Source organism: Serratia sp. szju, from assembly GCF_044594185.1.
GTDB classification, from domain to species: domain Bacteria; phylum Pseudomonadota; class Gammaproteobacteria; order Enterobacterales; family Enterobacteriaceae; genus Serratia; species Serratia bockelmannii.
Map to the genome: position 1 here is coordinate 1,441,756 of NZ_CP172576.1, position 24,558 is coordinate 1,466,313.

The window sequence follows — 24,558 nt, forward strand, 5'->3', positions numbered from 1 at the left end:
AAATCAATAAATTGATTTTCCTTGTTTTCTATTCGCTGCTCTCTGCCAACCCGGCAAGGGCATGAGGTTTGCCATCAATCATCAGGGCGCCATTCGGCGCCCTGTTTCGTTACAGCAGAAACTCGTGCAGCGCCGGGTCTTTGCGATCCAGATAGTGGGTTGAACGGATGCGGCGGATGGTGCGCGACTTGCCGCGGATCAGCAGGGTTTCGGTTGTGGCCATGTTGCCCTGGCGGCTGATGCCCTCCAGCAGATCGCCCTTGGTGATGCCGGTGGCGGAGAAGATCACGTTGTCGTTGCGCGCCATCTGATCCAGACGCAGCGCCTGACCGGCTTCGATACCCATTTCCCGGCAGCGCGCCAGCTCCTGTTCGCCGATGCGGCGGTTTTCGGCGCTGTCGCCTTTCACCTTATAGCGCGGCAGCAAACGCGCCTGCATGTCGCCGTCCAGCGCGCGGATCACTGCGGCTGAGATCACCCCTTCCGGCGCGCCGCCGATGCCGTACATCACATCGACCTCGCTTTCCGGCATGCAGGTGAGAATGGAGGCCGCCACGTCGCCGTCAGGAATGGCGAATACCCGCACGCCCAACTGCTGCATCTGCGCGATGACGCCGTCGTGGCGCGGTTTGGCCAACACGATGACCGTCAGCTGTGACAGCGGTTTGCTCAGCCGCGCGGCGACGTTCCGCAGGTTCTCCGCCAGTGGCAGATTGAGATCGATGGCGCCGCGCGCCGCCGGGCCGACCACCAGCTTCTCCATGTACATGTCCGGCGCGTGCAGGAAGGTGCCGCGATCGCCCACCGCCAAGACCGCCAGCGCGTTGGATTGGCCCATGGCGGTCATGCGGGTGCCTTCGATCGGATCGACAGCGATGTCGACCGCGTCGCCCTGGCCGCTGCCGACCTGTTCGCCGATATACAGCATCGGCGCTTCGTCGATCTCGCCTTCGCCGATCACGATGCGCCCATCGATGTCCACTTTGTTGAGCATGATGCGCATGGCGTGGACCGCCGCGCCGTCGGCGGCGTTCTTGTCGCCGCGTCCCAGCCATTTGTAGCCCGCCAGCGCAGCGGCTTCGGTAACGCGGGAAAATTCGATGGCTAATTCACGTTTCATGGCAAACCTGTCTGTGAGAAAGGGAAGAAAATATCGGCAAAGTCTATCACAGCGCGGCGCCGGCGGGGCGGGGCAAAAAAAAGCGCTGCCCGCAGGCAGCGCAATTTGGGGGGGTAACGGCAAGGCTGGGTTTAGTCGTGATCTTCCCACGCCTGCGCGCGTGCCACCGCTTTTTTCCAGCCGCTGTAGCGGTAGTTGCGTTCGGTGGTTTCGATGCTTGGGCGGAATTCGCGCTCAATCACCGCTTTGCTCTTCACCTCATCCAGATCGTTCCAGTAGCCGATGGCCAGGCCCGCCAGGAACGCGGCGCCCAACGCCGTCGATTCACGCACTTCAGGGCGCTCTACGCGGGTGCCGAGGATATCGGACTGGAACTGCATCAGGAAGTTGTTGGCGACCGCGCCGCCGTCCACGCGCAGCGATTGCAGGCGGGTGTTGGCGTCGGCCTGCATGGCATCCAGCACGTCGCGAGTCTGGAAGGCGATGGATTCCAGCGTGGCGCGGATGATGTGGTTGCTGTTGGCGCCGCGGGTCAGGCCAAAGATGGCGCCGCGGGCATACGGATCCCAGTAGGGCGCGCCCAGGCCGGTGAAGGCCGGCACCACGTAGACGCCGTTGCTGTCTTTCACTTTGGTGGCGAAATATTCGGAGTCGGCGGCGTCGCTGATCAGTTTCAGCTCGTCGCGCAGCCACTGGATAGACGCACCGCCGATGAACACCGCGCCTTCCAGCGCATAGTTCACTTCGCCGCGTGGGCCGCAGGCGATGGTGGTCAGCAGGCCGTTTTTCGAACGCACCGCTTCTTTGCCGGTGTTCATCAGCAGGAAGCAGCCGGTGCCGTAGGTGTTCTTCGCCATGCCCGGTTGAACGCACAGCTGGCCGTACAATGCCGCTTGCTGGTCACCGGCGATACCGGCGATAGGAATACGCGTGCCGCCCTTACCGCCGATGTTGGTCTGGCCGTATACCTCGGAGGAAGGACGGACTTTCGGCAGCATGGCGCGCGGGATATCCAGCACTTCCAGCATGCGCTCGTCCCAGTCCAGCTCGTGGATGTTGAACATCATGGTACGTGAGGCGTTGGTGTAATCGGTGACGTGTACGCGCCCCTGGGTCATCTTCCACACCAGCCAGGTATCGACGGTGCCGAACAGCAGTTCGCCGCGTTTGGCGCGCTCGCGGGCGCCTTCGACGTTGTCCAGGATCCACTTCACCTTGGTGCCGGAGAAGTACGGGTCAACCACCAGGCCGGTGTTGTGACGGATGTACTCTTCCAGGCCGTCGCGTTTGAGCTTCTCACAGATGTCGGCGGTGCGGCGGCACTGCCAGACGATGGCGTTGTAGACCGGCTTGCCGGTCTCTTTTTCCCAGACGATGGTGGTTTCGCGCTGGTTGGTGATGCCGATGCCGGCGATCTGATCGGAATTGATGTCGGCTTTCGCCAGCACTTCTACCAACGTCGAGCTTTGCGACGCCCAGATTTCCATCGGGTCGTGCTCAACCCAGCCGGCCTTTGGATAGATCTGCGGGAATTCGCGCTGCGATACCGCAACGATGTTGGCGTCGTGATCGAGCACGACGGCGCGTGAGCTGGTGGTCCCTTGGTCGAGTGCGACAATGTATTTTTTTTCTACAGTCATGGTAATTATCCTGCTGTTGTTAACCGTGTAAAACTGCACCCATCACGCTTTGCGCTGCTGGGTCTTGGCGTCGGGCTCTTCTTCCGTCACGCAGACGTCGCACGGCAGGTGGCGGCCAATCAGCGCGCGGTAACCGAAAGCGCCCAGGCCACAGCCGACGATAGGAGCGAAGATCGGCACCAGGAAGTATGGGATGTCGCGTGCGCCGGTGAAGGCGACTTTGCCCCAGCCGGCCAGGTAGGCGAACAGTTTCGGGCCGAAGTCACGCGCCGGGTTCAACGCAAAGCCGGTCAATGGTCCCATGGAGGCGCCGATCACGGCAATCAGAATACCGATCAGCAGCGGTGCCAGCGGGCCGCGCGGAATGCCGTTGCCGTCGTCGGTCAGCGCCAGGATCAGGCACATCAGGATTGCCGCGATCACCATTTCTACCAGGAAGGCCTGGCCGACGGAGATGTGCGCGTTAGGGTAAGTCGAGAAGATGCCGGCCAGTTCGAGGCTTTCGTTGCTGCCGCGCACCATGTGGTGCGCCGCTTCGAAGTCGAAGAACAGGTTGTAGTACAGCCCGTAAACCAGGGCGGCGGCGCAGAAGGCGCCGGCGATCTGCGCAATGATGTAAGGCACCACTTTGCGCCCGTCGAAGCAGGCGAACAGCCACAGGGCGAGGGTGACCGCCGGGTTGAGATGCGCGCCGGAAATGGCGGCGGTCAGATAGATGGCCATGGCGACGCCGAGGCCCCAAATGATGCTGATTTCCCACTGGCCGAAGCTGGCGCCCGCCAGTTTCAGTGCGGCAACGCAGCCTACGCCAAAGAAGATCAGCAGCGCCGTGCCGAGGAACTCGGCGATGCACTGGCCTTTTAATGTCGGACTGGTGGTTTGGCTCATAATGTTGGTGTCCTGCAAAACGGCGGTTGTTGGTTTATAGGCTCAGTTGGGTAGAGATCCGGCCTATGGGCACAGTTTTTTTCATCTCGTCCAATTATTGAATGAGGACGTGATGTAAATTTATCGTTAACGAACATAAACGAGAAATAGCGAAATCAAAATGTGTGTGGCACGTCATAAAATTGAGCGATTTCGCGTCGTTTAGTGTTCTTTCTGAGCCATAAAAGTGTGATCTGACCAGTGCTTTGGTGAGGGCTGTTAACAACTCGCGGCGATGATGGTGGGGATTTTCAGTTTTTACTGATGGTGAGGGCAGGAAAATTGCAACAGACTGCGCGATGATCCGGTATGTTGCTAGACAGGCGGAGACTGGCTACTTACAATCGTTTTTAACGAATCGAGACTGGCGCGCCTTCCGTAACGGCGCGCGTCACTGAGCGCGATGCAATATTCGCAGTAGCTGCAGCCGACGTTGCGGCCGCTACTTATAGATGTACGCCTTGCTATCATGAGGGGACTGAAGCATGTCATTTGAAGTATTTGAGAAACTGGAAGCAAAAGTACAGCAGGCGATTGATACCATCACCTTGTTGCAGATGGAAATTGAAGAGCTGAAAGACAAAAACAACTCTCTGTCGCAGGAAGTTCAGGCTGCCTCCGGCAACCACGAAGCGCTGGTGCGCGAAAACCAACAGCTGAAAGAAGAACAGCACGTATGGCAAGATCGCCTGCGCGCGCTGCTGGGCAAAATGGAAGAGGTCTGATTCCTCACGCCATGCAGCAACGAAAAGGGCGCCTCAGGCGCCCTTTTTCATGTCCGAAAATCACTCGATGTCGAGCGGGTCTTCGGAGAGGATGATGCCGGTGTTGTCGGCATACAGGTGATCGCCGGAGAAGAAGGTGACGCCACCGAAGTTGACGCGGATATCGCTTTCGCCCACGCCTTCGCTTACAGCACCCGCCGGGATCGCCGCCATCGCCTGAATGCCGATGTCGAGCTCTTCCAGATCGTCCACCTGGCGCACCGCGCCGTACACCACGATGCCTTCCCATTCGTTCTGGGCGGCCAGGCGCGCCAGTTCGGCGTTGATCAGCGCCCGGCGAACCGAACCGCCGCCGTCGACCAACAGCACGCGGCCGCGGCCGTTTTCTTCAAGCAGATCGAATAACAGGCCGTTATCCTCAAAGCATTTCACCGTGGTGATCTGCCCGCCAAATGAAGTACGCCCGCCAAAATTGGAGAACAGAGGTTCAACAACGTTCACCTCTTCATGATAGATGTCGCAAAGTTCGGAAGTATCGTATTTCATAGGATTTTACGTCTGTTTGCCGCAGGAATGTTCAGTATATCCCTTTATTCGCCCTGTTGGCAAAATCATCAGTTTTTAACTGAGCGCCACGCCGATGGCGAACAGCAGGTTGGCCAGCAACGCCGCCTTGACCATGTGCTCCAGCATCGGCCGCATGCCGACCGGCGTCGGATCGCGCAGCACGCGCAGGCCGTGGCGCACCAGCAGCGGGATCGCCAGCACGAACAGCCAACCCCACGGACTGTGGAGGTTGAACAGCGTGAACAGCGCGAAACACAGCACCGCGCCGCCGAGCAGCAGGGCATGGTAAATGCGCGCCTTGTGCGGGCCGAGACGCACCGCCAGCGTATTCTTGCCGTTTTCGCGATCGCTCTCGATATCGCGCAGATTGTTGATGTTGAGCACCGCCGTCGCCAGCAGGCCGCAGGCGGTGGCCGGCAGCATCACGACGCTGTCGAAGGTGTGCGTTTGCAAATAGTAGGTGCCGGCCACGCTCAGCCAGCCGAAGAACACCAGCACCGAGATGTCGCCCAGCCCCAAATACCCGTAGGGTTTGTTGCCGACGGTGTAAGTGATCGCCGCCACGATAGACAGCCCGCCCAGCACCAGGAAGCCCACCACGTCGCTGGGTTGCTCGCAGGCGACGGCGATCAGCGAACAGCCGGCGAGGGCGATCAGCACCACTGTCACCACCAGCGCCCGCTTCATCTGCGCCTGGGTGATCATGCCTTTTTGCATGCCGCGCAATGGCCCGATGCGATCTTCTTTGTCGCTGCCTTTGACCGCATCGCCGTAGTCGTTCGCCAGGTTGGAGAGGATCTGCAGCAGACCGGCGGTCAACAGCGCCAGCAGCGCCACTTCAGGTTTCAGGCTGCCGTGCCAGGCGGCGATCGCCGAGCCGACCACGATGGAGGCAAAGGCCAACGGCAGGGTGCGGGGGCGTAGACTTTCCAGCCAGGCGGAAATCGGGGTGGTGGAGGTTGATGAGCTCATGTTTCGCTTCTGTCAGTAAGTTGCGGTGTCCGTTAGAAATAATTGTGGGAGGCAATGCCTCCCACACAGATGACTGACAAGACAATGATTGAGCGATTATAGGATAAAACGACTCAAATCTTCATCCGCCACCAGTTCATCCAGATGACTGCGCACGTAATCCGCATCAATTGTAATGGATTGGCCATTAATTTCACTCGCATCGTAGGAAATATCTTCCATCAGACGCTCCAGCACGGTGTGCAGACGACGCGCGCCGATGTTCTCGGTGCTTTCGTTGACCTGCCACGCGGCTTCGGCGATGCGGCGGATGCCGTCGGCGGTGAACTCGATATTGACGCCTTCGGTGCCCATCAGCGCTTTGTACTGTTCGGTCAGCGATGCGCTCGGCTCGGTCAGGATGCGCTCGAAGTCTTCGGTAGTCAGCGCCTGCAGCTCAACGCGGATCGGCAGACGGCCCTGTAGTTCTGGGATCAGATCCGACGGGTTGGCGGTCTGGAACGCACCGGAAGCGATGAACAGGATGTGGTCGGTCTTCACCATACCGTGCTTGGTGGATACGGTGCAGCCTTCCACCAGCGGCAGCAGATCGCGTTGCACGCCTTCGCGCGAGACGTCCGGGCCGGAGCTCTGGCCGCCGCGCTTACAGATTTTGTCGATCTCATCGATAAATACGATGCCGTGCTGTTCAACCGCTTCGATCGCCTGCTCTTTCAGCTCTTCCGGGTTCACCAGCTTGGCGGCTTCTTCTTCCACCAGCAGCTTGAAGGCTTCTTTGATCTTCACCTTGCGCGGTTTTTGCTTCTGTCCGCCGAGGTTCTGGAACATCGACTGCAGCTGGTTGGTCATCTCTTCCATGCCCGGAGGCGCCATGATTTCCACGCCCATTGGCGCGGCGGCCAGATCGATTTCGATCTCTTTGTCATCCAGCTGGCCTTCGCGCAGCTTCTTGCGGAATGCCTGGCGGGCGGCGGACGGCTCCTGATGCTCTTCCGGCTGGCCCCAGTTGTTCTTGGCCGGCGGGATCAGCACGTCGAGAATGCGCTCTTCGGCCAACTCTTCGGCACGGGTACGGTTTTTCTCGATCGACTGCATACGCACCATTTTGATGGCAGCATCGGTCAGATCGCGGATGATGGAATCCACTTCTTTGCCCACATAGCCCACTTCGGTGAACTTGGTGGCTTCAACCTTGATGAACGGCGCGTTGGCCAGCTTCGCCAGACGACGGGCGATTTCGGTTTTACCGACGCCGGTCGGGCCGATCATCAGAATGTTTTTCGGGGTCACTTCGTGGCGCAGCATCTCGTTGAGCTGCATCCGGCGCCAGCGGTTGCGCAGGGCAATGGCGACAGCGCGTTTGGCCTTGTTTTGGCCAATGATATAGCTGTCCAGTTCGCTGACGATCTCGCGCGGGGTCATTTCAGACATGGTATTCGATCCTTACGCTTTGGAAGGCAATTCTTCAATGGTGTGGAAATGGTTGGTGTAAATACAGATGTCACCGGCGATGTTGAGGGATTTCTCAACGATATCGCGGGCGCTCAGCTCGGTATTTTCCAACATGGCGCGGGCGGCGGCCTGAGCGTACGGGCCGCCGGAACCGATGGCGATCAGATCGTTTTCCGGCTGCACCACATCGCCGTTGCCGGTGATGATCAGCGAAGCGGTTTCATCAGCGACTGCCAGCAGCGCTTCGAGCTTGCGCAACATGCGGTCGGTGCGCCAATCTTTCGCCAGCTCCACGGCGGCTTTCACCAGGTGGCCCTGATGCATTTCCAGTTTGCGTTCAAACAGTTCAAACAGCGTGAAGGCGTCAGCGGTGCCACCGGCGAAACCGGCGATCACTTTGTCGTTATACAGGCGACGCACTTTCTTGACGTTACCCTTCATCACCGTATTACCCAGGGTTGCCTGGCCATCACCACCGATGACGACCTGGCCGTTGCGGCGTACGCTTACAATTGTTGTCACGAGCAGACCCTCGTTAAAGACGGAAAGAAGTCCCCGCAGCGCCTGCTTTCGCAGACGCTACGAGGCATATTGAGAGTATAGATGGGGGGGGATTGACGCTTTTCAACCCCCAACGGAGAGGGGAATGCAACTCGACATGCCGACGCCCTTCAGGCGTGAAAGGGTTTTATCCGCTGCTGCGCGGCTGCTGTAGGGGCCGAGCACCACGCGATTCCAGCCGCCGCCGGCGGTGATGCGGCTCTCGATGCCTTCGAACGCCAGGCGTGCACGCACGGATTCAGCCTGATCGGTGGCGCGGAACGAACCGCATTGCACCATCCACTTCTGTTTCGATTCCGGCTTGGTTTCCTGCTTGGCCGTTTCCTGTTTCACTTCCGGTTTCGGCTCCGGCTTCGGTTGCGGCTTCGGCTCAGGTTGTTTCGCCTGCACCGGCGGTGGGGTGACCGGCTTCGGTTGCTGGTGCTGCTGCACCGGCGCGGTGGTGGCTCCGTTGTTGAACGGGTTGCGCGGCGCCTGGGTAACCTGCTGCTGTTGCTGTACCGGCTGCTGTTGCATTTGCTGTTGTTGCATCTGCTGCTGGCGGTTACTGCGCGCGTTGACCTGGCCCGGATCGTTATACGGCACTTCGTTCAGCTGCGTCGGGCGCTGCTGCATGTCGGCCTGCATCTGCTCCAGCAACTGCCGCTGTTCGGCGGTCAGCTGAGTTTTGGAATTGAGCTCGCCGCCGGCCGTCGGTTCGGTCGGTGTTTGCACGCCGATCTGCCGGTTTTCCAGCTCTTTGATGTAGCGCCAGCGCTCTTCCGGCTTCGGCGGCAGGCCGTTGCCGGGGCGCGTGGTGTGCGCAGGCAACAACGGCGCGTCTTCCGGCTTGTTGTGGGTAATGAAATAGAGGCCACCGACAAAGATAACCAGCAACGCGGCGGCTAACGCCAGCACGGTTTTGGAAACCTTCGGAGAACTGCGTTTTTTACGGCTGGGGGTTTTACGCTTAGCTCCTGCTGCGCGCCCACGGCTTACATAGTCTTTTTGTGCCACTATTATTCCGCTGTGTCCTGATGAGAGGATAAGTCCGTCATGTTACTGAACCCTAAAATATTTGACTAGCGTTTCGGGGCAGCGGTGCTGCCTCTGATAATCAATTCACTGTCCAACAGCCGGGAGCCGCTGGCCACCGTCTGGCCGTTCAACTGCTCCAACAGCAATAACATCGCCTGTTGGCCTATCTGGAAACGCGGCTGCGCCACCGTGGTCAGCGGCGGATCGCAATACTGCGCCAGCTTGAGGTCGTCAAAGCCGACGATCGACAGATCCTGCGGTACCCGCAGCCCCATTTTCTTCGCCTGGGACAGCACGCCGATTGCCATGACATCGCTGTGGCAGAACACCGCCGTCGGCGGTTTCGGCTGAGCCATCAGCTGGGTCAGCGCTTGCGCGCCGGCTTCGTAGGTAAAATCACCCCGGGTAATATAGCTGCTTTCGACGGTAATGCCATTACGACGTAGCGCTTGAACGTAACCCTGTAGCCGATAATGGCTCAGCGGCATCTGTTCCGGCCCGGCGACGCAGGCGATCTGCCGGTGGCCCAGTTGATGCAAATAATGCACGGCTTCAAAGGCGGCGGTCAGGTTGTCGATATGCACCGTCGGCAGTTCCAGCTCGGGCGCGAACTCGTTGGCCATCACCATCGGCGGCAGGTTGCGCTGCTCTTCCTTGCTGGCGTCGAACGGCAGGTTAGAGCCCAGCAGCAGCATGCCGTCGATCTGTTTGGTGATGATCAGATTGACGAAGGTGCGTTCTTGCTGGTTTTGCTGCGCGCAGTCGCCGATCAGCACCAGATAGCCTTGTTGGGCGGCGGTCTGTTCGATCCCCTGGATCACATCGGCGAAAAACGGATCGCAGATGTCGGGCACGATCACCAGGATAGTGCGAGATTCGTTGCGTTTGATATTGCGTGACAGAGCATGAGGAGAATAACCCACGGCCAGCACGGCCTGTTCTACTTTCTGGCGCGTTGGCGTCGACACCTTTTCCGGGTTCATCAGCGCACGCGATACGGTAGCCGTTGAAACGCCCGCCATTTCGGCGACGTCTTTCATGGTCGCCATGGATAACTCTTTCTTGTGTTCCAACGCCTTTCTCCTTGCGTCAGCCCCATGCCGACGCCACTACTGCTGTTTGCTCACAATGTCCGGCATGCGGTGGCGGGATTGTTGTCATTGAGCGCCACTCGCGTTCGGGCACTCCGTCGCGCTGCGATGTGGCGACAAAATTTGCCCTCGCAGACATTCTAAACAGAATACGCCCCGCCTTTGTTACCTAATTTGCATAAAAAATGTGACCTGAGAAGGTTTTTTAGCGTTCGCTCGCAATTTCAAGGGTAAACGTTTGCACTGCCGCAGCTAAATCGGACTTTTCCGGGATCAGCTGTCGATCGGATCGACATCCAGCGTCCATTTCACCTTGCGCGTTTGCGGCAGAGTGCCGATCAGCGGCAGCGAGCTTTTCATCAGCTGTTGCAGGACGCGCCGCGTCGGATGTTGCAGCAACAGCTGCCAGCGGAAACGGCCGCCGCGTTTCGACTGCAGCGCCGGCACCGGGCCCATCACCCACAGCGAGTCGTCCTTCAGCGGGCTGGCTTCCAACAGATTGCGCAGCTGCTGCAAGAACAACGGGGCCTGCTGGTTGTCGTGATCTTCGGCGCGCACGATGATGTGGCTGGTGTAAGGCGGCAGAAACACGCTGTTGCGCTCCGCCAGCGTCTGTTTGGCGAAGGCGTCGTAACCCTGTTGCAGCAGCACCTGCAGCAGCGGGTGCTCCGGATGGTGGGTTTGCAGCAGCACTTCACCCTGTTTGCCCGCGCGGCCGGCACGCCCGGAGACCTGGGTATACAGCTGAGCGAAACGCTCGGCGGAGCGGAAGTCGGCGGAGAACAGCGCGCCGTCCACGTCCAGCAACGCCACCAGCGTGACGTCGGGAAAATGGTGGCCTTTGGCGAGCATCTGTGTGCCGATCAGAATGCGCGCTTCGCCGCGATGAATATCCGCCAGGTGTTGCTCCAGCGATCCTTTGCGGCTGGTGGTGTCACGATCGATGCGGGTGATCGGCGTGTCGGGGAACAGCGGCGCCAGCTCATGCTCCAGCTGTTCGGTGCCGACGCCGACCGACACCAGATGGGTGGAGCCGCACTGTGGGCACTGGTGCGGCACCGGTCGCTGGCTGTCGCAGTGGTGGCAGCGCAGCTGACGCTGATGCTGGTGGAAGGTGTAGTAGTGATCGCAGCGCTGGCACTCGGCGATCCAACCGCACTCGTGGCACAGCAGCGCCGGAGCGTAACCGCGGCGGTTGAGGAACAGCATCACCTGGTTGCCGGCTTTTAAATGGTGCTGCATGCTTTTCAAAAGCGGTTGCGACAGGCCGACCTTCAGCGGCAGCCCTTTCAGATCGATCAGGTGCTGCGCCGCCGGTTTGGCGTTGCCCGCGCGCTGGGTGAGCTTCAACTGGCGATATTTGCCCAGTTGCACGTTGTGCAGCGTTTCCAGTGCCGGCGTGGCGGAGCCCATCACCATCGGGATGTCTTCTTCCCGGGCGCGGAACACCGCCAGATCGCGGGCGTGGTAGCGCCAGCCTTCCTGCTGTTTATAAGAGCTGTCGTGCTCTTCGTCGATGATGATCACGCCCAACTGCCGGAATGGCGTGAACAGCGCCGAACGGGTGCCGATGACGATGGCGGCTTCGCCGCTGCGCGCGCGCAGCCAAACCGCCAGCCGCTCGCTGTCGTTCAGTCCGGAGTGCAGCACGTCCACCGGCGCGTTGAAGCGCTCGCGAAAGCGGGCGATGGTTTGCGGCGTCAGGCCGATTTCCGGCACCAGCACCAGCGCCTGTCGGCCTTTGGCCAGTACGTTTTCCAGCACGCTGAGGTACACCTCGGTCTTGCCGGAGCCGGTCACCCCGGCCAGCAGCCAGGCGGCGAACTGCTCATCCTCGCTTCTGATCGCCCCGACGGCGGTAGCCTGTTCGGTGTTCAGCCGCAGCCGCTCGCCGAGCACCGCGAAGTTGGGGCGCCAGTCGTGCGTATCCGCGACCTGAGCGCGCAGATCGATCAGCCCTTTGGCGCGCAGCGCCTGCAGGGCGCTTTCCGTCAGCTCCAGCTGGCTTACCTGATGGCGATAGACCGGGCGTTGCAGCAGCGCCGCCAGCGCCTGCTGCTGTTTCGGCGCGCGTTTCAGGCTTTCGGGCGGGGTGGCGCGCCCCTCTTCGGTGGCGAACCACTGCCACAGCGGCGCGGCTTCGGCCGGTTTGCCTTGCCGCAGCAGGATCGGCAGCGCGTGAAACAGCACTTCGCCGATGGGGTAGTGATAGTAATCGCTGGCCCAGCGCAGAATGCGCCACAGGCTGGGGGAGAACAGCGACTCGGCGTCTATCACGCTGTCGATCGGTTTGAGCTTATCCAGCGGCAGTTCGCTGGTGTCGCTGCAGCCGGTGACGATGCCGATCGCATGCTGCCTGCCCCAGGGCACGCCCACGCGCGCGCCGGCCACCGGCTGCATGCCGGGCGGCAGCAGATAGTCGAAGGTGCGGGCGAGGGGGACCGGTAAGGCAACGTGTACGACGGGCATGATCTCATCCAAATTGAAAAAAAGTGGGCATCAGTTTACACGGCGCATCGGCAAATGTACGGTTCCGATTGCGCGCCTCGGCTAATGCTGTATAATTTGCCGCCTTTGGTATAATTCGATACCAAAATTCTATTATCAACCACGTGTGGTGTCTGGCGAAACAGGGCTGGATAGCGACACGGCCTTAACTGAGGTTTCCCATGAAACAAGGTATCCACCCAAAATACGAAGAAGTTACTGCTAACTGCTCTTGCGGTAACGTGATGAAGATCCGCTCCACCGTGGGCCACGATCTGAACCTGGACGTTTGTGGCGCATGCCACCCGTTCTACACTGGCAAGCAGCGTGACGTTGCTACCGGTGGCCGCGTTGACCGCTTCAACAAGCGTTTCAGCGTACCAGGCGCTAAGAAATAAGATTTCTTATCGTCCGATGAAAAAGGCGCCTTGGGCGCCTTTTTTCGTTTCTGCCGCCGGCGTTCGCCGGGCGGTTCTCAATATTCCCAGGTATCGGGATCGACACCCAGTTCGCGCATCAACACTTTTGCGGCTTCCGGGATTTCATCGCTGCGCTCTTTGCGCAGGTCTTCATCGTTCGGCAGCGGCTGGCCGGTAAAGGCATGCAGAAACGCTTCGCACAGCAGTTCGCTGTTGGTGGCGTGGCGCAGGTTGTTCACCTGGCGACGGGTCCGTTCGTCGGTGAGGATTTTCAGGACCTTCAGCGGAATGGATACCGTGATCTTTTTGACTTGCTCGCTTTTTTTACCGTGTTCAGCGTAAGGGCTGACATACTCGCCGTTCCACTCAGCCATGGGACACCTTAACTTTGTCAGAAAAATTACAAAATTCTAAAAACCGGCCAATTATGCCCGATCTTCACTGTTCTCACTAAATAAATGTCAATTTTACGCGACCAGGGTCACTGAATGCCCCGCTTCGGTCAGGCATTGCCGTTTAACATCTTATCGTCATGTCATATCGGCATAATTTTAGCGGGTATTGTGTCATTGCTCAATCTATACGCAAAGAAGTTTAGATGTCCAGATGTATTGACGTCTATCAATCCTGCGATTACTCTTTAGGCCTCATTCACCGAACCGAGAGCCGAGCGAGACCATGACGCGTAAACCAGCCACGATTGCCGTACGCAGCGGCCTGAACGATGACGAACAGTACGGCTGCGTCGTCCCGCCGATTCATCTGTCCAGCACCTATAACTTTACCGACTTCAACCAACCCCGAGCCCATGACTACTCGCGCCGCGGCAACCCGACGCGCGACGTGGTGCAACGTGCGTTGGCGGAGCTGGAAGGCGGCGCCGGCGCGGTGATGACCGGCAGCGGGATGTCGGCGATCCATCTGGTGACCACTGTGCTGCTGAAGCCCGGCGATCTGCTGGTGGCGCCGCACGACTGCTACGGCGGCAGCTATCGGTTGTTCGACAGCCTGAGCAAGCGCGGCGCCTATCGCGTGCTGTTCGTCGATCAGGGTAATGAAGCCGCCCTGCAGCAGGCGCTGGCGCAAAAGCCGAAGCTGGTGCTGATTGAAAGCCCCAGCAATCCGCTGCTGCGGGTGGTGGATATCGCGGCGATCTGCGCCGCCGCGCACGCGGCGGGCGCGTTGACGGTGGTGGACAACACCTTCCTCAGCCCGGCCCTGCAACAGCCGATCGAACTCGGTGCCGATCTGGTGGTCCATTCTTGCACCAAATACCTGAATGGGCATTCAGACGTGGTGGCCGGCGCGGTGATTGCCAAAGATCCCGAGCTGGCGGTCGAATTGGCTTGGTGGGCGAACAATATCGGTGTAACCGGCGGTGCGTTCGACAGCTATCTGCTGCTGCGCGGCATGCGCACGCTGTCGCCGCGCATCAAGGCGGCGCAGCAAAACGCCGAAGCGATTGTCGGTTATTTACAGCAGCAACCGCTGGTGAAAAAGCTGTATCATCCCTCCCTGCCGGAAAATCCGGGGCATGAGATCGCCCGCCGGCAGCAGCGTGGTTTCGGCGCGATGCTGAGTTTTGAACTGGACGGCGATGAAGCGGTGCTGCGCCGTTTTCTCTCTGCCCTTGAGCTGTTTACTCTGGCAGAATCGCTGGGCGGCGTAGAAAGCCTGATCTCGCATGCAGCGACCATGACCCACGCCGGCATGGCGGCGGAGGCGCGGGCAGCGGCCGGCATCTCCGAGAGCCTGCTGCGCATTTCCGTGGGTATTGAAGACAGTGAAGATTTGATTGCCGATCTGGAACGCGCTTTCCAGGCGGCGGCAACGAGGTAAGCATGAATGCAATTGCTGTAGCAGGGCCGGTGAGCGGGCGTCAACTGCACAAGTTTGGCGGCAGCAGTCTGGCGGATGTGAAGTGTTATCTGCGTGTGGCCGGGATTATGGCGGAATACAGCCAGCCGGGCGACATGATGGTGGTATCGGCCGCCGGCAGTACCACCAACCAGTTGATCAACTGGCTGAAGCTCAGCCAGAGCGATCGCCTGTCTGCGCACCAGGTGCAGCAGACGTTGCGTCGTTATCACAGCGATCTTATCAGCGGCCTGTTGCCGCCGGAAAGCGCCGAGCCGCTGATCGCCGAGTTCATTCAGGATCTGGAACGTCTGGCGGTGCTGCTGGACGGTAAAGCTGACGAGGTGTGCTATGCCGAAGTGGTCGGGCACGGCGAGATCTGGTCGGCGCGCCTGATGGCGGCGGTGCTCAACCACCTGGATATGCAGGCGGCCTGGCTGGATGCGCGTGATTTCCTGCGCGCCGAACGCGCCGCGCAGCCGCAGGTGGATGAAGGCCGTTCTTATCCGCTGCTGCAGCAATTGTTGGCTCAACATCCGGGCAAGCGCCTGGTGGTGACCGGCTTCATTTCGCGCAACGACGCCGGGGAAACCGTGCTGTTGGGGCGCAATGGCAGTGATTACTCTGCCACTCAGGTCGGCGCGTTGGCCGGCGCTGCGCGCGTCACCATCTGGAGCGACGTGGCCGGGGTTTACAGCGCCGATCCGCGCAAGGTGAAAGACGCCTGCCTGCTGCCGCTGCTGCGTCTGGACGAAGCCAGCGAGCTGGCGCGTCTGGCTGCGCCGGTGTTGCACACCCGTACCCTGCAGCCGGTCTCCGGCAGCGATATCGATCTTCAGCTGCGCTGCAGCTACCAGCCGGAGCAGGGCTCGACGCGCATCGAGCGCGTATTGGCGTCCGGCACCGGCGCCAAGATTGTCACCAGCCACGATGACGTGTGCCTGATTGAGCTGCACGTCGCCGCTCAGCATGACTTCAAACTGGCGCAGAAAGAGTTGGATCTGGTGCTCAAACGCGCGCAGATCAAACCGCTGGCGGTGGGCATCCATCCTGACCGCAATCGGGTGCAGCTGTGCTACACCTCCGAGGTGGTCAACAGCGCACTGGCGATCCTGCAGGCCTCGGCGCTGCCGGGTGAACTGCATCTGCGTGAAGGGTTGGCGCTGGTGGCGATGGTCGGCGCCGGGGTATGCAAGAACCCGCTGCACAGCCACCGTTTCTATCAGCAACTGAAAGATCAGCCGGTCGAATTTATCTGGCAGGCGGAAGATGGCATCAGCCTGGTGGCGGTATTGCGCCAGGGGCCGACCGCGCTGCTGATTCAGGGGCTGCACCAAAGCCTGTTCCGCGCCGAGAAGCGCATCGGTCTGGTGCTGTTCGGCAAGGGCAACATCGGGTCGCGCTGGCTGGAGCTGTTCGCTCGTGAGCAGACCAATATCTCCGCGCGCAGCGGCTTCGAATTTATCCTGGCGGGGGTGGTGGACAGCCGCCGCAGCCTGCTGAACTATGACGGGCTGGACGCCAGCCGCGCGCTGGCATTCTTTGAGGACGAAGCGCAGGAGCTGGATGAAGAATCGCTGTTCCTGTGGATGCGCGCGCACCCGTTCGACGATTTGGTGGTGCTCGACGTGACCGCCAGCGAAGAGCTGGCCGGGCAGTATCTGGATTTCGCCAGCTACGGTTTCCACGTGATCAGCGCCAACAAGTTGGCGGGGGCCTCGTGCAGCGACAGCTATCGCCAAATACGCGACGCCTTCGCCAAAACCGGCCGCCACTGGCTGTATAACGCTACCGTCGGTGCCGGCCTGCCGGTCAACCACACGGTGCGCGATCTGCGCGACAGCGGCGACAGCATTCTGGCGATCAGCGGCATCTTCTCCGGCACGCTTTCCTGGCTGTTCCTGCAATATGACGGCACGGTGCCGTTCACCGAGCTGGTGGATCAGGCCTGGCAGCAGGGGCTGACCGAACCGGATCCGCGGGTCGATCTCTCCGGCCAGGACGTGATGCGCAAGCTGGTGATCCTGGCGCGCGAGGCGGGCTACGACATCGAACCGAACCAGGTGCGGGTCGAGTCGCTGGTGCCGGCGGGCTGCGAGCTGGGCTCCGTCGATCAGTTCTTCGAGAACGGTGAGGCGCTGAATCAGCAGATGCAGCAGCGCTTTGAGGCCGCCAGCGAAATGGGCCTGGTGCTGCGCCACGTGGCGCGTTTCGACGCCAACGGCAAGGCGCGGGTCGGTGTGGAGGCGGTGCGCCCTGAGCACCCGCTGGCCTCGCTGCTGCCGTGCGACAACGTGTTTGCCATCGAAAGCCGCTGGTATCGCGATAATCCGCTGGTGATCCGCGGGCCGGGCGCCGGCCGCGATGTGACCGCCGGCGCTATCCAGTCAGACCTTAACCGTTTGGCGCAGCTGCTTTAATCCTCTGCGGGCGCGGGCTCACCGCGCCCCTTTGCTTTTCCTGCCATACTTATCTTTGCCGCGATCATGAAATTCCCTCGTTGAGCGGGTGAGGATTAATCATCTTATTCCCCTCATTTTCCTGTTGACTCTTTAGCCAACATGCGGCATTTTCTATCTAGACGTCTAAACGTATAGACGCTCATCAAGATGAAATAAAAACAGTGATCGATAAAGAGGTGAGCAGGGTATGAGTTTTTTCCACGCAAACCAGCGGGAAGCGCTGAATCAGAGTCTGGCGGAGTTGAACGGCCAGATTAACGTATCATTCGAGTTCTTCCCGCCACGCACCAGCGAGATGGAAGAGACCCTGTGGCAGTCGATCGATCGTCTGAGCATCCTCAAACCTAAATTCGTTTCCGTCACCTACGGCGCCAATTCCGGCGAGCGCGATCGCACCCACAGCATCATCAAGGGGATCAAGGAGCGCACCGGCCTGGAGGCGGCGCCGCACCTGACCTGCATCGACGCCAGCCCGGCGCAGCTGCGCGACATTGCGACCGATTACTGGAACAGCGGCATTCGTCACATCGTGGCGCTGCGCGGCGATCTGCCGCCGGGCGGCGGCAAGCCGGACATGTACGCGACCGATCTGGTGGCGTTGCTGAAAGACGTGGGTGACTTCGACATTTCCGTCGCCGCCTACCCGGAAGTGCACCCGGAGGCGAAAAGCGCCCAGGCCGATTTGATTAACCTGAAACGCAAGATCGATGCCGGCGCCAATCGCGCCATTACCCAGTTCTTCTTCGACGTTGAGAGCTACCTGCGCTTCCGCGACCGCTGCGTTGCCGCCGGTATCGACGTGGAAATCGTGCCGGGCATTCTGCCGGTGTCCAACTTCAAGCAGCTGCAGCGCTTCGCCACCATGACCAACGTGCGGGTGCCAAGCTGGATGACCAGCATGTTCGAAGGGCTGGACGACGATGCGGAGACCCGTAAAATGGTCGGCGCCAACATCGCCATGGACATGGTGAAGATCCTCAGCCGCGAAGGGGTGAAAGATTTCCACTTCTATACGCTGAACCGTGCAGAGATGAGCTACGCGATCTGCCACACGCTGGGCGTGCGCCCGGTGGCCGCCGCCTGACAGGCTTCCCCCACAAAAAAAGGGCGCCGCTTTACTGCGGCGCCCTTTTTTTGTGGGGGAAAGGCATAAAAAAACGGCCCCGATAAACGGGGCCGCGATGAGGCTCACTAGCCGGTGTTGCGCATCCCGGCGGCGACGCCGGCGATGGTGACCATCAGCGCCTGCTCCACTCGAGCGTCCGGCTGCTCCTGCTGACGCGAACGGTGCAGCAATTCGGCCTGCAAGACGTTCAGCGGGTCGGTGTAAACGTTGCGCAGCGCGATGGATTCAGCGATCCACGGCAGGTCTTCCATCAGGTGCGCATCGTTGGCGATGGTCAGCACCACCTTGATGTCGCTTTCCAGCTGATCGCGCAGCTGTTGGCCCAGCGGCCACAGTGCTTTATCCACCAGGCGCTGATCGTAGTATTCCGCCAGCCACAGGTCGGCTTTGGCGAACACCATTTCCAGCATGGCGATACGGGTGGAGAAGAACGGCCAGTCGCGACACATCGCTTCCAGCTCCGCCTGTTTGCCGGCTTTCACCGCTTCCTGCAATCCGGCGCCGGCGCCGAGCCAGGCCGGCAGCATCAGGCGGTTCTGCGTCCAGGCGAAGATCCACGGAATGGCGCGCAGGCTCTCTACGCCGCCGTTCGGCTTGCGCTTGGCCGGGCGTGAACCCAGCGGCAGTTTGCCCAGCTCCAGCTCCGGCGTGGCCGCGCGGAAGTAAGGCACAAAGTCCGGGTTTTCACGCACGTAGCCGCGATACATCCGGCAGGAGGTCTCGGACAGGTCGTCCATCAGCGCCCGCCATTCTTTCTTCGGTTCCGGCGGCGGCAGCAGGTTGGCCTCGAGGATCGCGCCGGCATACAGCGCCAGGCTGCTGATGGTGACTTCCGGCAGGCCGAACTTGAAGCGGATCATCTCGCCCTGTTCGGTGACGCGCAGGCCGCCCTTCAGGCTGCCCGGTGGCTGCGACAACAGCGCCGCATGCGCAGGTGCGCCGCCGCGGCCGATGGAGCCGCCGCGGCCGTGGAACAGCGTCAGCGCTACGCCGGCCTTTTCACAGGTTTTGATCAGCGCGTCCTGCGCGCGGTACTGCGCCCAGGAAGCGGCCATCACGCCGGCGTCTTTCGCCGAGTCGGAATAGCCGATCATCACCATCTGTTTGCCCTGGATGAAGCCGCGATACCAGTCGATGTTCAGCAACTGGGTCATCACGTCGTCGGCGTTGTTCAGGTCGTCGAGGGTTTCGAACAGCGGGGCGACCGGCAGCGCGAACGGGCAGCCGGCCTCCTTCAGCAGCAGGTGCACCGCCAACACGTCGGAAGGCGTGCGCGCCATCGAAATCACGTAGGCGGCGATCGAACCCTGCGGCGCTTCGGCGATCACCCGGCAGGTTTCCAGCACTTCCTGCGTATCGGCGCTCGGTTGCCATTTCAGCGGCACCAGCGGGCGTTTGGAGTTCAGTTCGCGGATCAGGAACGCCTGCTTATCGGCTTCCGACCAGCTTTCATAATCGCCCAGCCCCAGATAGCGGGTGAGCTCGGCGATGGCTTCGGTATGGCGGGTGCTTTCCTGGCGCACGTCGATACGCACCAGCGGCACGCCGAAGCAGCGCACGCGGCGCAGGGTATCCAGCAGTTGACCATTGGCGATGATGCCCATGCCGCAGGCCTGCAGCGACTGGTAGCAGGCATACAGCGGCTCCCACAGCTGCTCGTTGTTCACCAGCAGGTCGTGCGGTTTCAGCACGCGCTCGCCCTTCAGGCGACCTTCCAGATAGGCCTGGGAGCTCATCAGCTGGCTGCGCAGCTGCTTCATGATTTCGCGGTACGGTTCCTGCACTTCGTCACCGCCGGCGCGGGCGCGCAGCTCCGGGGTGCACTCGGTCATCGACAGCTCGGAGACCAGTACCTGAATATCGCGGGTAAACAGGTCGCAGGCTTTCCAGCGGCTGAGCAGCAGCACATGGCGGGTAATTTCGGCGGTGACGTTCGGGTTGCCGTCGCGATCGCCGCCCATCCAGGAAGTGAAGCGCACCGGCACCGCTTCTACCGGCAGGCTGTAATCGATGGAGTTTTCCAGCTGTTCGTTGAATTCGCGCAGGAACGCCGGCACGCCTTCCCACAGGCTGTTTTCCACGACGGCAAAACCCCATTTGGCTTCGTCGATCGGAGAAGGGCGGTGTTTGCGAATTTCATCGGTGTGCCACGACTGGGCTACCAGCTGACGCAGGCGGCGCATGATCTTGTTGCGCTCGTAGTCGGCCAGATCGTTGTGATCGAGCTGGCTGAGGCAGGTGTTGACCTCCACCAGCTTGTGGATCAGGGTGCGGCGGGTGATCTCCGTCGGGTGCGCCGTCAGCACCAGCTCGATGGAGAGTTGCGACACCGCGTGCTGCAGCTCTTTGTCGCTGAGCTTTTTGTCTTTGAGGCGGCTGAACAGTTGAGCCAGCGCTTCCGGATTGCTGGCGGCTTCGCCGTTGGGCGAAATGCTGTGGTACTGTTCGGCGACGTTGGTCAGGTTGAGGAACTGGCTGAAGGCGCGCGCCACCGGCAGCAGCTCGTCGTTGGACAGGTTCTGCAGGGTGGAGAGCAGCTCCTGGCGATGCGCTTCGTTGCCGGCGCGTGAGGATTTGGAAAGCTTACGGATGGTCTCAACGCGATCGAGAATATGCTCGCCCAGCGCTTCTTTGATGGTATCGCCGAGCAATTTGCCGAGCATACTGACATTACTGCGCATTGCCGAATATTGTTCGTTCATATAACCCCTGACCCAGTTCTGTATGATTTTTATCTTGTAAATAAATTTCACGCGTCAGGCGCAGACCGCCTGCCTGATCACATCGCGTTCCTGTCCAATCGTCAATTGACACTATTTTTAGCAAAAAAACATCAAAATCGGCGCATTTTCTGAAATTTAATTACGCCGCGTGGGTTATCAGCGTGGCTTATTTCGCTGCCTTCTACTTATTTTGAGTTAGGGGAAGCATAAAGCATTTCCCCTGCTAAATGTCTGGTTTATTGCTGGCAAAAGTGATTGATCAGCTGGCCCAACAGTTTGCGCGTCGGTTCGATAAACGCGGTGTCGATGTATTCGTCCGGCTGGTGGGCCTGATCGATGGAACCGGGGCCGAGCACCAACGTCGGGCAGACCTGCTGAACGAACGGCGCTTCGGTGCAGTAGTTGACCACCTGCGTGCGGGTGCCCAGCAGTTCCTCGATCACTGCCACCATGCGGTGGTCGGTCGGGCATTCGTAGCCCGGTACCGACGCGTGCAGCTCTTCGATGGTCAGGCGGCCCGGCCAGCGTTGGCTCACCGGCTCCAATGCCTGATGCATCAGTTCGTTGATGTTGTCGAGCGTCATGCCGGGCAGCGGGCGGATATCCAGGTGCAGCTCGCAGCAGGCGCAGATGCGGTTGGCCGCGTCGCCGCCGCTGATATGGCCGAAGTTCATGGTGGGATAAGGCACGGCGAACGCCGGGTTGTTGTAGCGCTCCTGCAGGGTTTTGCGCAGCTCCATCAGGCGGCCGATGGATTCGTGCATCAGATCGATGGCGTTGACGCCGCGTGCCGGATCGCTGGAGTGGCCGGACTGGCCGACGATGCGAATGGCGTTGGCCATGTGGCCCTTGTGTGCGCGCACCGGCTGCAGCGAGGTCGGCTCACCGATGATGGCGAAATCTGGACGAATGGCGGTAGAGGCGGCGAAGTAACGCGCGCCGGCCATCGTCGTTTCTTCATCTGCGGTGGCTAAAATGTACAGCGGCTTGGTCAATTTGCTCGCGTCGATATCGCGCACCGCATCCAGAATAAAGGCGAAGAAGCCTTTCATGTCGGCGGTGCCTAGCCCGTAGAGCTTGTTGTCGTGCTCGGTCAGGGTGAAGGGATCGCGCGTCCAGCGGCCTTCGTCGTAAGGCACCGTATCGGTGTGGCCGGCCAGCAACAGGCCACCGCTGCCTTCGCCGATGCTGGCCAGCAGGTTGAATTTGTGGCGCGACTCCGGCACCGGCTGTACGTCGACGCGAAAGCCCAGGTCGGCAAACCATCCGGCCAGCAAGTTGATTAACGCCTCATTGCTCTGATCGAGGCCGGCATCGGTGGCGCTGATTGACTTCGTTGCGATCAACGCCCGGTACAGCTCAATAAATGGAGGTAATTTCATCTTCACTGTTGACAGCCTTTGGTTAGGATAGTATCAATATTCATGCATTTATTTTGAATAAAAATACAGTAAGCCGACGCGTAAGGGAACCCGATACCCGGATGTTTATAAAAGCATCAACGCCTGGCTCCGTGGGTGAACGGCGCAACAACGCTGGCTAGCCCTGTTACCTGGGTCGCAAGCGACCGCACGTCAGTTTAGAAGGTGAAAGGCCACATGTTGAATACGCTGATCGTTGGTGCCAGCGGTTACGCCGGAGCGGAGCTCACGGCTTACCTGAATCGCCACCCACACATGAACATAACCGCTTTAGCGGTTTCAGCGCAAAGTGCAGATGCAGGAAAGTTGCTTTCCGATCTCCATCCCCAGTTGAAAGGCATCGTTGATCTGCCGCTGCAACCGTTGACCGACGTTGCCAAGGCGGCGCAGGGCATCGACGTGGTGTTCCTCGCCACCGCCCATGAAGTCAGCCACGATATCGCACCGGCCTTCCTGGCGGCGGGCTGCGTGGTGTTCGATCTGTCCGGCGCCTTTCGCGTGCAGGACGCCGGTTTTTATAGCCAGTACTACGGTTTCGAGCATCAGCATGGCGCCCTGCTGGAGCAGGCGGTGTACGGCCTGGCGGAGTGGCAGAGCGACAAGATCAAACAGGCGCAGCTGATTGCCGTGCCGGGCTGTTACCCGACGGCGGCGCAGCTGGCGCTGAAACCGTTAATCGAAAAACAGCTGCTGAACCTCGACCAGTGGCCGGTGATCAACGCCACCAGCGGCGTTAGCGGCGCCGGTCGCAAGGCCAGCATGACCACCAGCTTCTGCGAAGTGAGCCTGCAGCCGTACGGTATTTTCACTCACCGGCACCAGCCGGAGATCGCCGCGCACCTGGGCGTGCCGGTTATCTTTACGCCGCACCTGGGCAACTTCCCGCGCGGCATCCTTGAAACCATCACCTGCCGCCTGAAAGCCGGCGTGACCGCGCAGGACGTCGCGGCCGCCTATCATGCCGCCTATGACGACAAGCCGCTGGTGCGGTTGTACGACCAGGGCGTGCCGGCGCTGAAAGCGGTGGTGGGGTTGCCGTTCTGCGATATCGGTTTTGCGGTGCAGGGCGAGCATCTGATCGCCGTCGCGGTGGAAGACAACCTGCTGAAAGGCGCGGCGGCGCAGGCGGTGCAATGCCTGAATATCCGTTTCGGCTTCCCGGAAACCCAGTCACTCCTTTAAACCAGCGTGAGTAAACAGCAATGAACCCGTTAATTATCAAGTTAGGTGGCGTGTTATTAGACAGTGAAGAAGCGCTGGAGCGTCTGTTTACCGCGCTGGACAGCTACCGCCAGCAGCATCAGCGTCCGCTGGTGATCGTGCACGGCGGCGGCTGCGTGGTGGACGAACTGATGAAGCAGCTTGCTTTGCCGGTGGTGAAAAAGAACGGCCTGCGGGTCACGCCGGCCGATCAGATCGACATCATCACTGGGGCGCTGGCCGGCACCGCCAACAAAACGCTGCTGGCGTGGGCGATTAAACACCAAATCAACGCCGTCGGCCTGAGCCTGGCGGACGGCGGCAGCGCGGTCGTGACCCCGCTCGATCCGGCATTGGGCCACGTCGGCAACGCGCAGCCCGGTTCGCCCGCGCTGCTCAATACCCTGCTGGGCGCCGGCTACCTGCCGGTTATCAGCTCCATCGGCATCACCGCCGAAGGGCAGTTAATGAACGTGAACGCCGATCAGGCGGCGACGGCGCTGGCGGCGACGCTGGGGGCGGACCTGATCCTGCTGTCGGACGTCAGCGGCATCCTCGACGGCAAGGGGCAACGCATTGCGGAAATGACGGCGCAAAAAGCGGAACAACTGATCGCGCAAGGCATCATCACCGATGGTATGGTGGTGAAGGTGAATGCGGCGCTCGACGCCGCCCGCACCCTCGGCCGCCCGGTGGATATCGCCAGCTGGCGCCATGCCGATCAGCTTCCTGCTTTGTTTAACGGCGTGTCGATTGGCACCCGGATCCTCGCTTAATTTTAGAATTAGAAA

General features: G+C 60.4%; 20 protein-coding genes. 7 read left to right on the top strand and 13 right to left on the bottom strand.

Annotation, left to right across the window (positions count from 1 at the left end):
• Positions 1-109 precede the first annotated feature (109 nt).
• The 3 genes from glpX to RE418_RS06890 form a co-directional block, all read right to left on the bottom strand.
• On the bottom strand, positions 110-1,120 hold the full coding sequence (gene glpX / locus RE418_RS06880; RefSeq protein ID WP_049294994.1) for a class II fructose-bisphosphatase: 1,011 nt from the start codon (positions 1,118-1,120) through the stop codon (positions 110-112).
• 131 nt (positions 1,121-1,251) lie between these two features.
• Complete coding sequence (gene glpK, locus RE418_RS06885; protein ID WP_025304664.1) at positions 1,252-2,760, bottom strand: glycerol kinase GlpK; 1,509 nt, start codon at positions 2,758-2,760, stop codon at positions 1,252-1,254.
• Positions 2,761-2,802: 42 nt separating this feature from the next.
• The gene (locus RE418_RS06890) at positions 2,803-3,648 is read right to left on the bottom strand and encodes an MIP/aquaporin family protein (protein ID WP_004931095.1); all 846 of its coding nucleotides are present in this window, start codon (positions 3,646-3,648) and stop codon (positions 2,803-2,805) included.
• Between the two features lie 524 nt (positions 3,649-4,172).
• On the opposite strand from RE418_RS06890, the gene zapB reads away from it, so the two are divergent.
• A complete protein-coding gene (zapB, locus tag RE418_RS06895; RefSeq protein WP_004931092.1) occupies positions 4,173-4,412 on the top strand; it encodes a septal ring assembly protein ZapB in 240 nt (79 codons plus the stop codon).
• 60 nt (positions 4,413-4,472) lie between these two features.
• Here the strand turns inward: zapB and rraA are convergent, their stop codons facing one another.
• The 7 genes from rraA to priA all read right to left on the bottom strand — a co-directional run bounded on the left by rraA (position 4,473) and on the right by priA (position 12,541).
• On the bottom strand, positions 4,473-4,958 hold the full coding sequence (gene rraA / locus RE418_RS06900) for a ribonuclease E activity regulator RraA (RefSeq protein WP_004931090.1): 486 nt from the start codon (positions 4,956-4,958) through the stop codon (positions 4,473-4,475).
• Positions 4,959-5,033: 75 nt separating this feature from the next.
• A complete protein-coding gene (locus tag RE418_RS06905; RefSeq protein ID WP_015379416.1) occupies positions 5,034-5,951 on the bottom strand; it encodes a 1,4-dihydroxy-2-naphthoate polyprenyltransferase in 918 nt (305 codons plus the stop codon).
• A gap of 96 nt (positions 5,952-6,047) precedes the next feature.
• Positions 6,048-7,382 (bottom strand): HslU--HslV peptidase ATPase subunit, encoded by a 1,335-nt coding sequence (gene hslU, locus RE418_RS06910; RefSeq protein ID WP_025304663.1) that lies wholly within the window; start codon positions 7,380-7,382, stop codon positions 6,048-6,050.
• A 12-nt stretch (positions 7,383-7,394) separates the two neighbouring features.
• Positions 7,395-7,925: an ATP-dependent protease subunit HslV gene (hslV, locus tag RE418_RS06915; RefSeq protein ID WP_004931085.1), complete on the bottom strand. Its 531-nt coding sequence runs from the start codon at positions 7,923-7,925 to the stop codon at positions 7,395-7,397.
• Between the two features lie 102 nt (positions 7,926-8,027).
• Positions 8,028-8,960 carry a cell division protein FtsN gene (gene ftsN, locus RE418_RS06920; protein ID WP_049209114.1) on the bottom strand — a complete coding sequence of 311 codons (933 nt, stop codon included), beginning with the start codon at positions 8,958-8,960 and terminating at the stop codon, positions 8,028-8,030.
• Positions 8,961-9,025: 65 nt separating this feature from the next.
• Positions 9,026-10,054, bottom strand: coding sequence for a DNA-binding transcriptional regulator CytR (cytR, locus tag RE418_RS06925; protein WP_025304661.1), 1,029 nt, complete (start codon positions 10,052-10,054; stop codon positions 9,026-9,028).
• Positions 10,055-10,345: 291 nt separating this feature from the next.
• On the bottom strand, positions 10,346-12,541 hold the full coding sequence (gene priA, locus RE418_RS06930; RefSeq protein WP_049205326.1) for a primosomal protein N': 2,196 nt from the start codon (positions 12,539-12,541) through the stop codon (positions 10,346-10,348).
• 200 nt (positions 12,542-12,741) lie between these two features.
• Here priA and rpmE point away from each other — a divergent pair, with 200 nt between their 5' ends.
• Positions 12,742-12,957 carry a 50S ribosomal protein L31 gene (rpmE, locus tag RE418_RS06935; RefSeq protein ID WP_004931078.1) on the top strand — a complete coding sequence of 72 codons (216 nt, stop codon included), beginning with the start codon at positions 12,742-12,744 and terminating at the stop codon, positions 12,955-12,957.
• Positions 12,958-13,034: 77 nt separating this feature from the next.
• On the opposite strand, the gene metJ is transcribed toward rpmE, so the two are convergent.
• A complete protein-coding gene (gene metJ, locus RE418_RS06940; RefSeq protein ID WP_006317756.1) occupies positions 13,035-13,352 on the bottom strand; it encodes a met regulon transcriptional regulator MetJ in 318 nt (105 codons plus the stop codon).
• Positions 13,353-13,656: 304 nt separating this feature from the next.
• On the opposite strand from metJ, the gene metB reads away from it, so the two are divergent.
• From metB to metF, 3 genes are all read left to right on the top strand, one after another.
• Positions 13,657-14,817, top strand: a complete 1,161-nt coding sequence (metB, locus tag RE418_RS06945; protein ID WP_025304659.1) for a cystathionine gamma-synthase — start codon at positions 13,657-13,659, stop codon at positions 14,815-14,817.
• A 2-nt stretch (positions 14,818-14,819) separates the two neighbouring features.
• Positions 14,820-17,255, top strand: a complete 2,436-nt coding sequence (locus tag RE418_RS06950; RefSeq protein ID WP_043140969.1) for a bifunctional aspartate kinase/homoserine dehydrogenase II — start codon at positions 14,820-14,822, stop codon at positions 17,253-17,255.
• A 229-nt stretch (positions 17,256-17,484) separates the two neighbouring features.
• Positions 17,485-18,381, top strand: coding sequence for a methylenetetrahydrofolate reductase (gene metF, locus RE418_RS06955; protein WP_019452242.1), 897 nt, complete (start codon positions 17,485-17,487; stop codon positions 18,379-18,381).
• A 107-nt stretch (positions 18,382-18,488) separates the two neighbouring features.
• On the opposite strand, the gene ppc is transcribed toward metF, so the two are convergent.
• Together ppc and argE are read right to left on the bottom strand one after the other, a co-directional pair.
• Positions 18,489-21,125, bottom strand: coding sequence for a phosphoenolpyruvate carboxylase (gene ppc, locus RE418_RS06960; protein WP_025304657.1), 2,637 nt, complete (start codon positions 21,123-21,125; stop codon positions 18,489-18,491).
• A gap of 257 nt (positions 21,126-21,382) precedes the next feature.
• The gene (argE, locus tag RE418_RS06965) at positions 21,383-22,528 is read right to left on the bottom strand and encodes an acetylornithine deacetylase (protein ID WP_164068515.1); all 1,146 of its coding nucleotides are present in this window, start codon (positions 22,526-22,528) and stop codon (positions 21,383-21,385) included.
• A gap of 216 nt (positions 22,529-22,744) precedes the next feature.
• Here argE and argC point away from each other — a divergent pair, with 216 nt between their 5' ends.
• Positions 22,745-23,749 carry an N-acetyl-gamma-glutamyl-phosphate reductase gene (argC, locus tag RE418_RS06970; RefSeq protein WP_025304655.1) on the top strand — a complete coding sequence of 335 codons (1,005 nt, stop codon included), beginning with the start codon at positions 22,745-22,747 and terminating at the stop codon, positions 23,747-23,749.
• 20 nt (positions 23,750-23,769) lie between these two features.
• On the top strand, positions 23,770-24,543 hold the full coding sequence (gene argB / locus RE418_RS06975; RefSeq protein ID WP_016929723.1) for an acetylglutamate kinase: 774 nt from the start codon (positions 23,770-23,772) through the stop codon (positions 24,541-24,543).
• Positions 24,544-24,558 lie beyond the last annotated feature (15 nt).

Coding starts and splice junctions, on each gene's coding strand:
- glpX (WP_049294994.1), bottom strand. CDS start 1,120: ATGAAACGTGAATTAGCCATCGAATTTTCCCGCGTTACCGAAGCCGCT.
- glpK (WP_025304664.1), bottom strand. CDS start 2,760: ATGACTGTAGAAAAAAAATACATTGTCGCACTCGACCAAGGGACCACC.
- RE418_RS06890 (WP_004931095.1), bottom strand. CDS start 3,648: ATGAGCCAAACCACCAGTCCGACATTAAAAGGCCAGTGCATCGCCGAG.
- zapB (WP_004931092.1), top strand. CDS start 4,173: ATGTCATTTGAAGTATTTGAGAAACTGGAAGCAAAAGTACAGCAGGCG.
- rraA (WP_004931090.1), bottom strand. CDS start 4,958: ATGAAATACGATACTTCCGAACTTTGCGACATCTATCATGAAGAGGTG.
- RE418_RS06905 (WP_015379416.1), bottom strand. CDS start 5,951: ATGAGCTCATCAACCTCCACCACCCCGATTTCCGCCTGGCTGGAAAGT.
- hslU (WP_025304663.1), bottom strand. CDS start 7,382: ATGTCTGAAATGACCCCGCGCGAGATCGTCAGCGAACTGGACAGCTAT.
- priA (WP_049205326.1), bottom strand. CDS start 12,541: ATGCCCGTCGTACACGTTGCCTTACCGGTCCCCCTCGCCCGCACCTTC.
- rpmE (WP_004931078.1), top strand. CDS start 12,742: ATGAAACAAGGTATCCACCCAAAATACGAAGAAGTTACTGCTAACTGC.
- metJ (WP_006317756.1), bottom strand. CDS start 13,352: ATGGCTGAGTGGAACGGCGAGTATGTCAGCCCTTACGCTGAACACGGT.
- metB (WP_025304659.1), top strand. CDS start 13,657: ATGACGCGTAAACCAGCCACGATTGCCGTACGCAGCGGCCTGAACGAT.
- RE418_RS06950 (WP_043140969.1), top strand. CDS start 14,820: ATGAATGCAATTGCTGTAGCAGGGCCGGTGAGCGGGCGTCAACTGCAC.
- metF (WP_019452242.1), top strand. CDS start 17,485: ATGAGTTTTTTCCACGCAAACCAGCGGGAAGCGCTGAATCAGAGTCTG.
- ppc (WP_025304657.1), bottom strand. CDS start 21,125: ATGAACGAACAATATTCGGCAATGCGCAGTAATGTCAGTATGCTCGGC.
- argE (WP_164068515.1), bottom strand. CDS start 22,528: ATGAAATTACCTCCATTTATTGAGCTGTACCGGGCGTTGATCGCAACG.
- argC (WP_025304655.1), top strand. CDS start 22,745: ATGTTGAATACGCTGATCGTTGGTGCCAGCGGTTACGCCGGAGCGGAG.
- argB (WP_016929723.1), top strand. CDS start 23,770: ATGAACCCGTTAATTATCAAGTTAGGTGGCGTGTTATTAGACAGTGAA.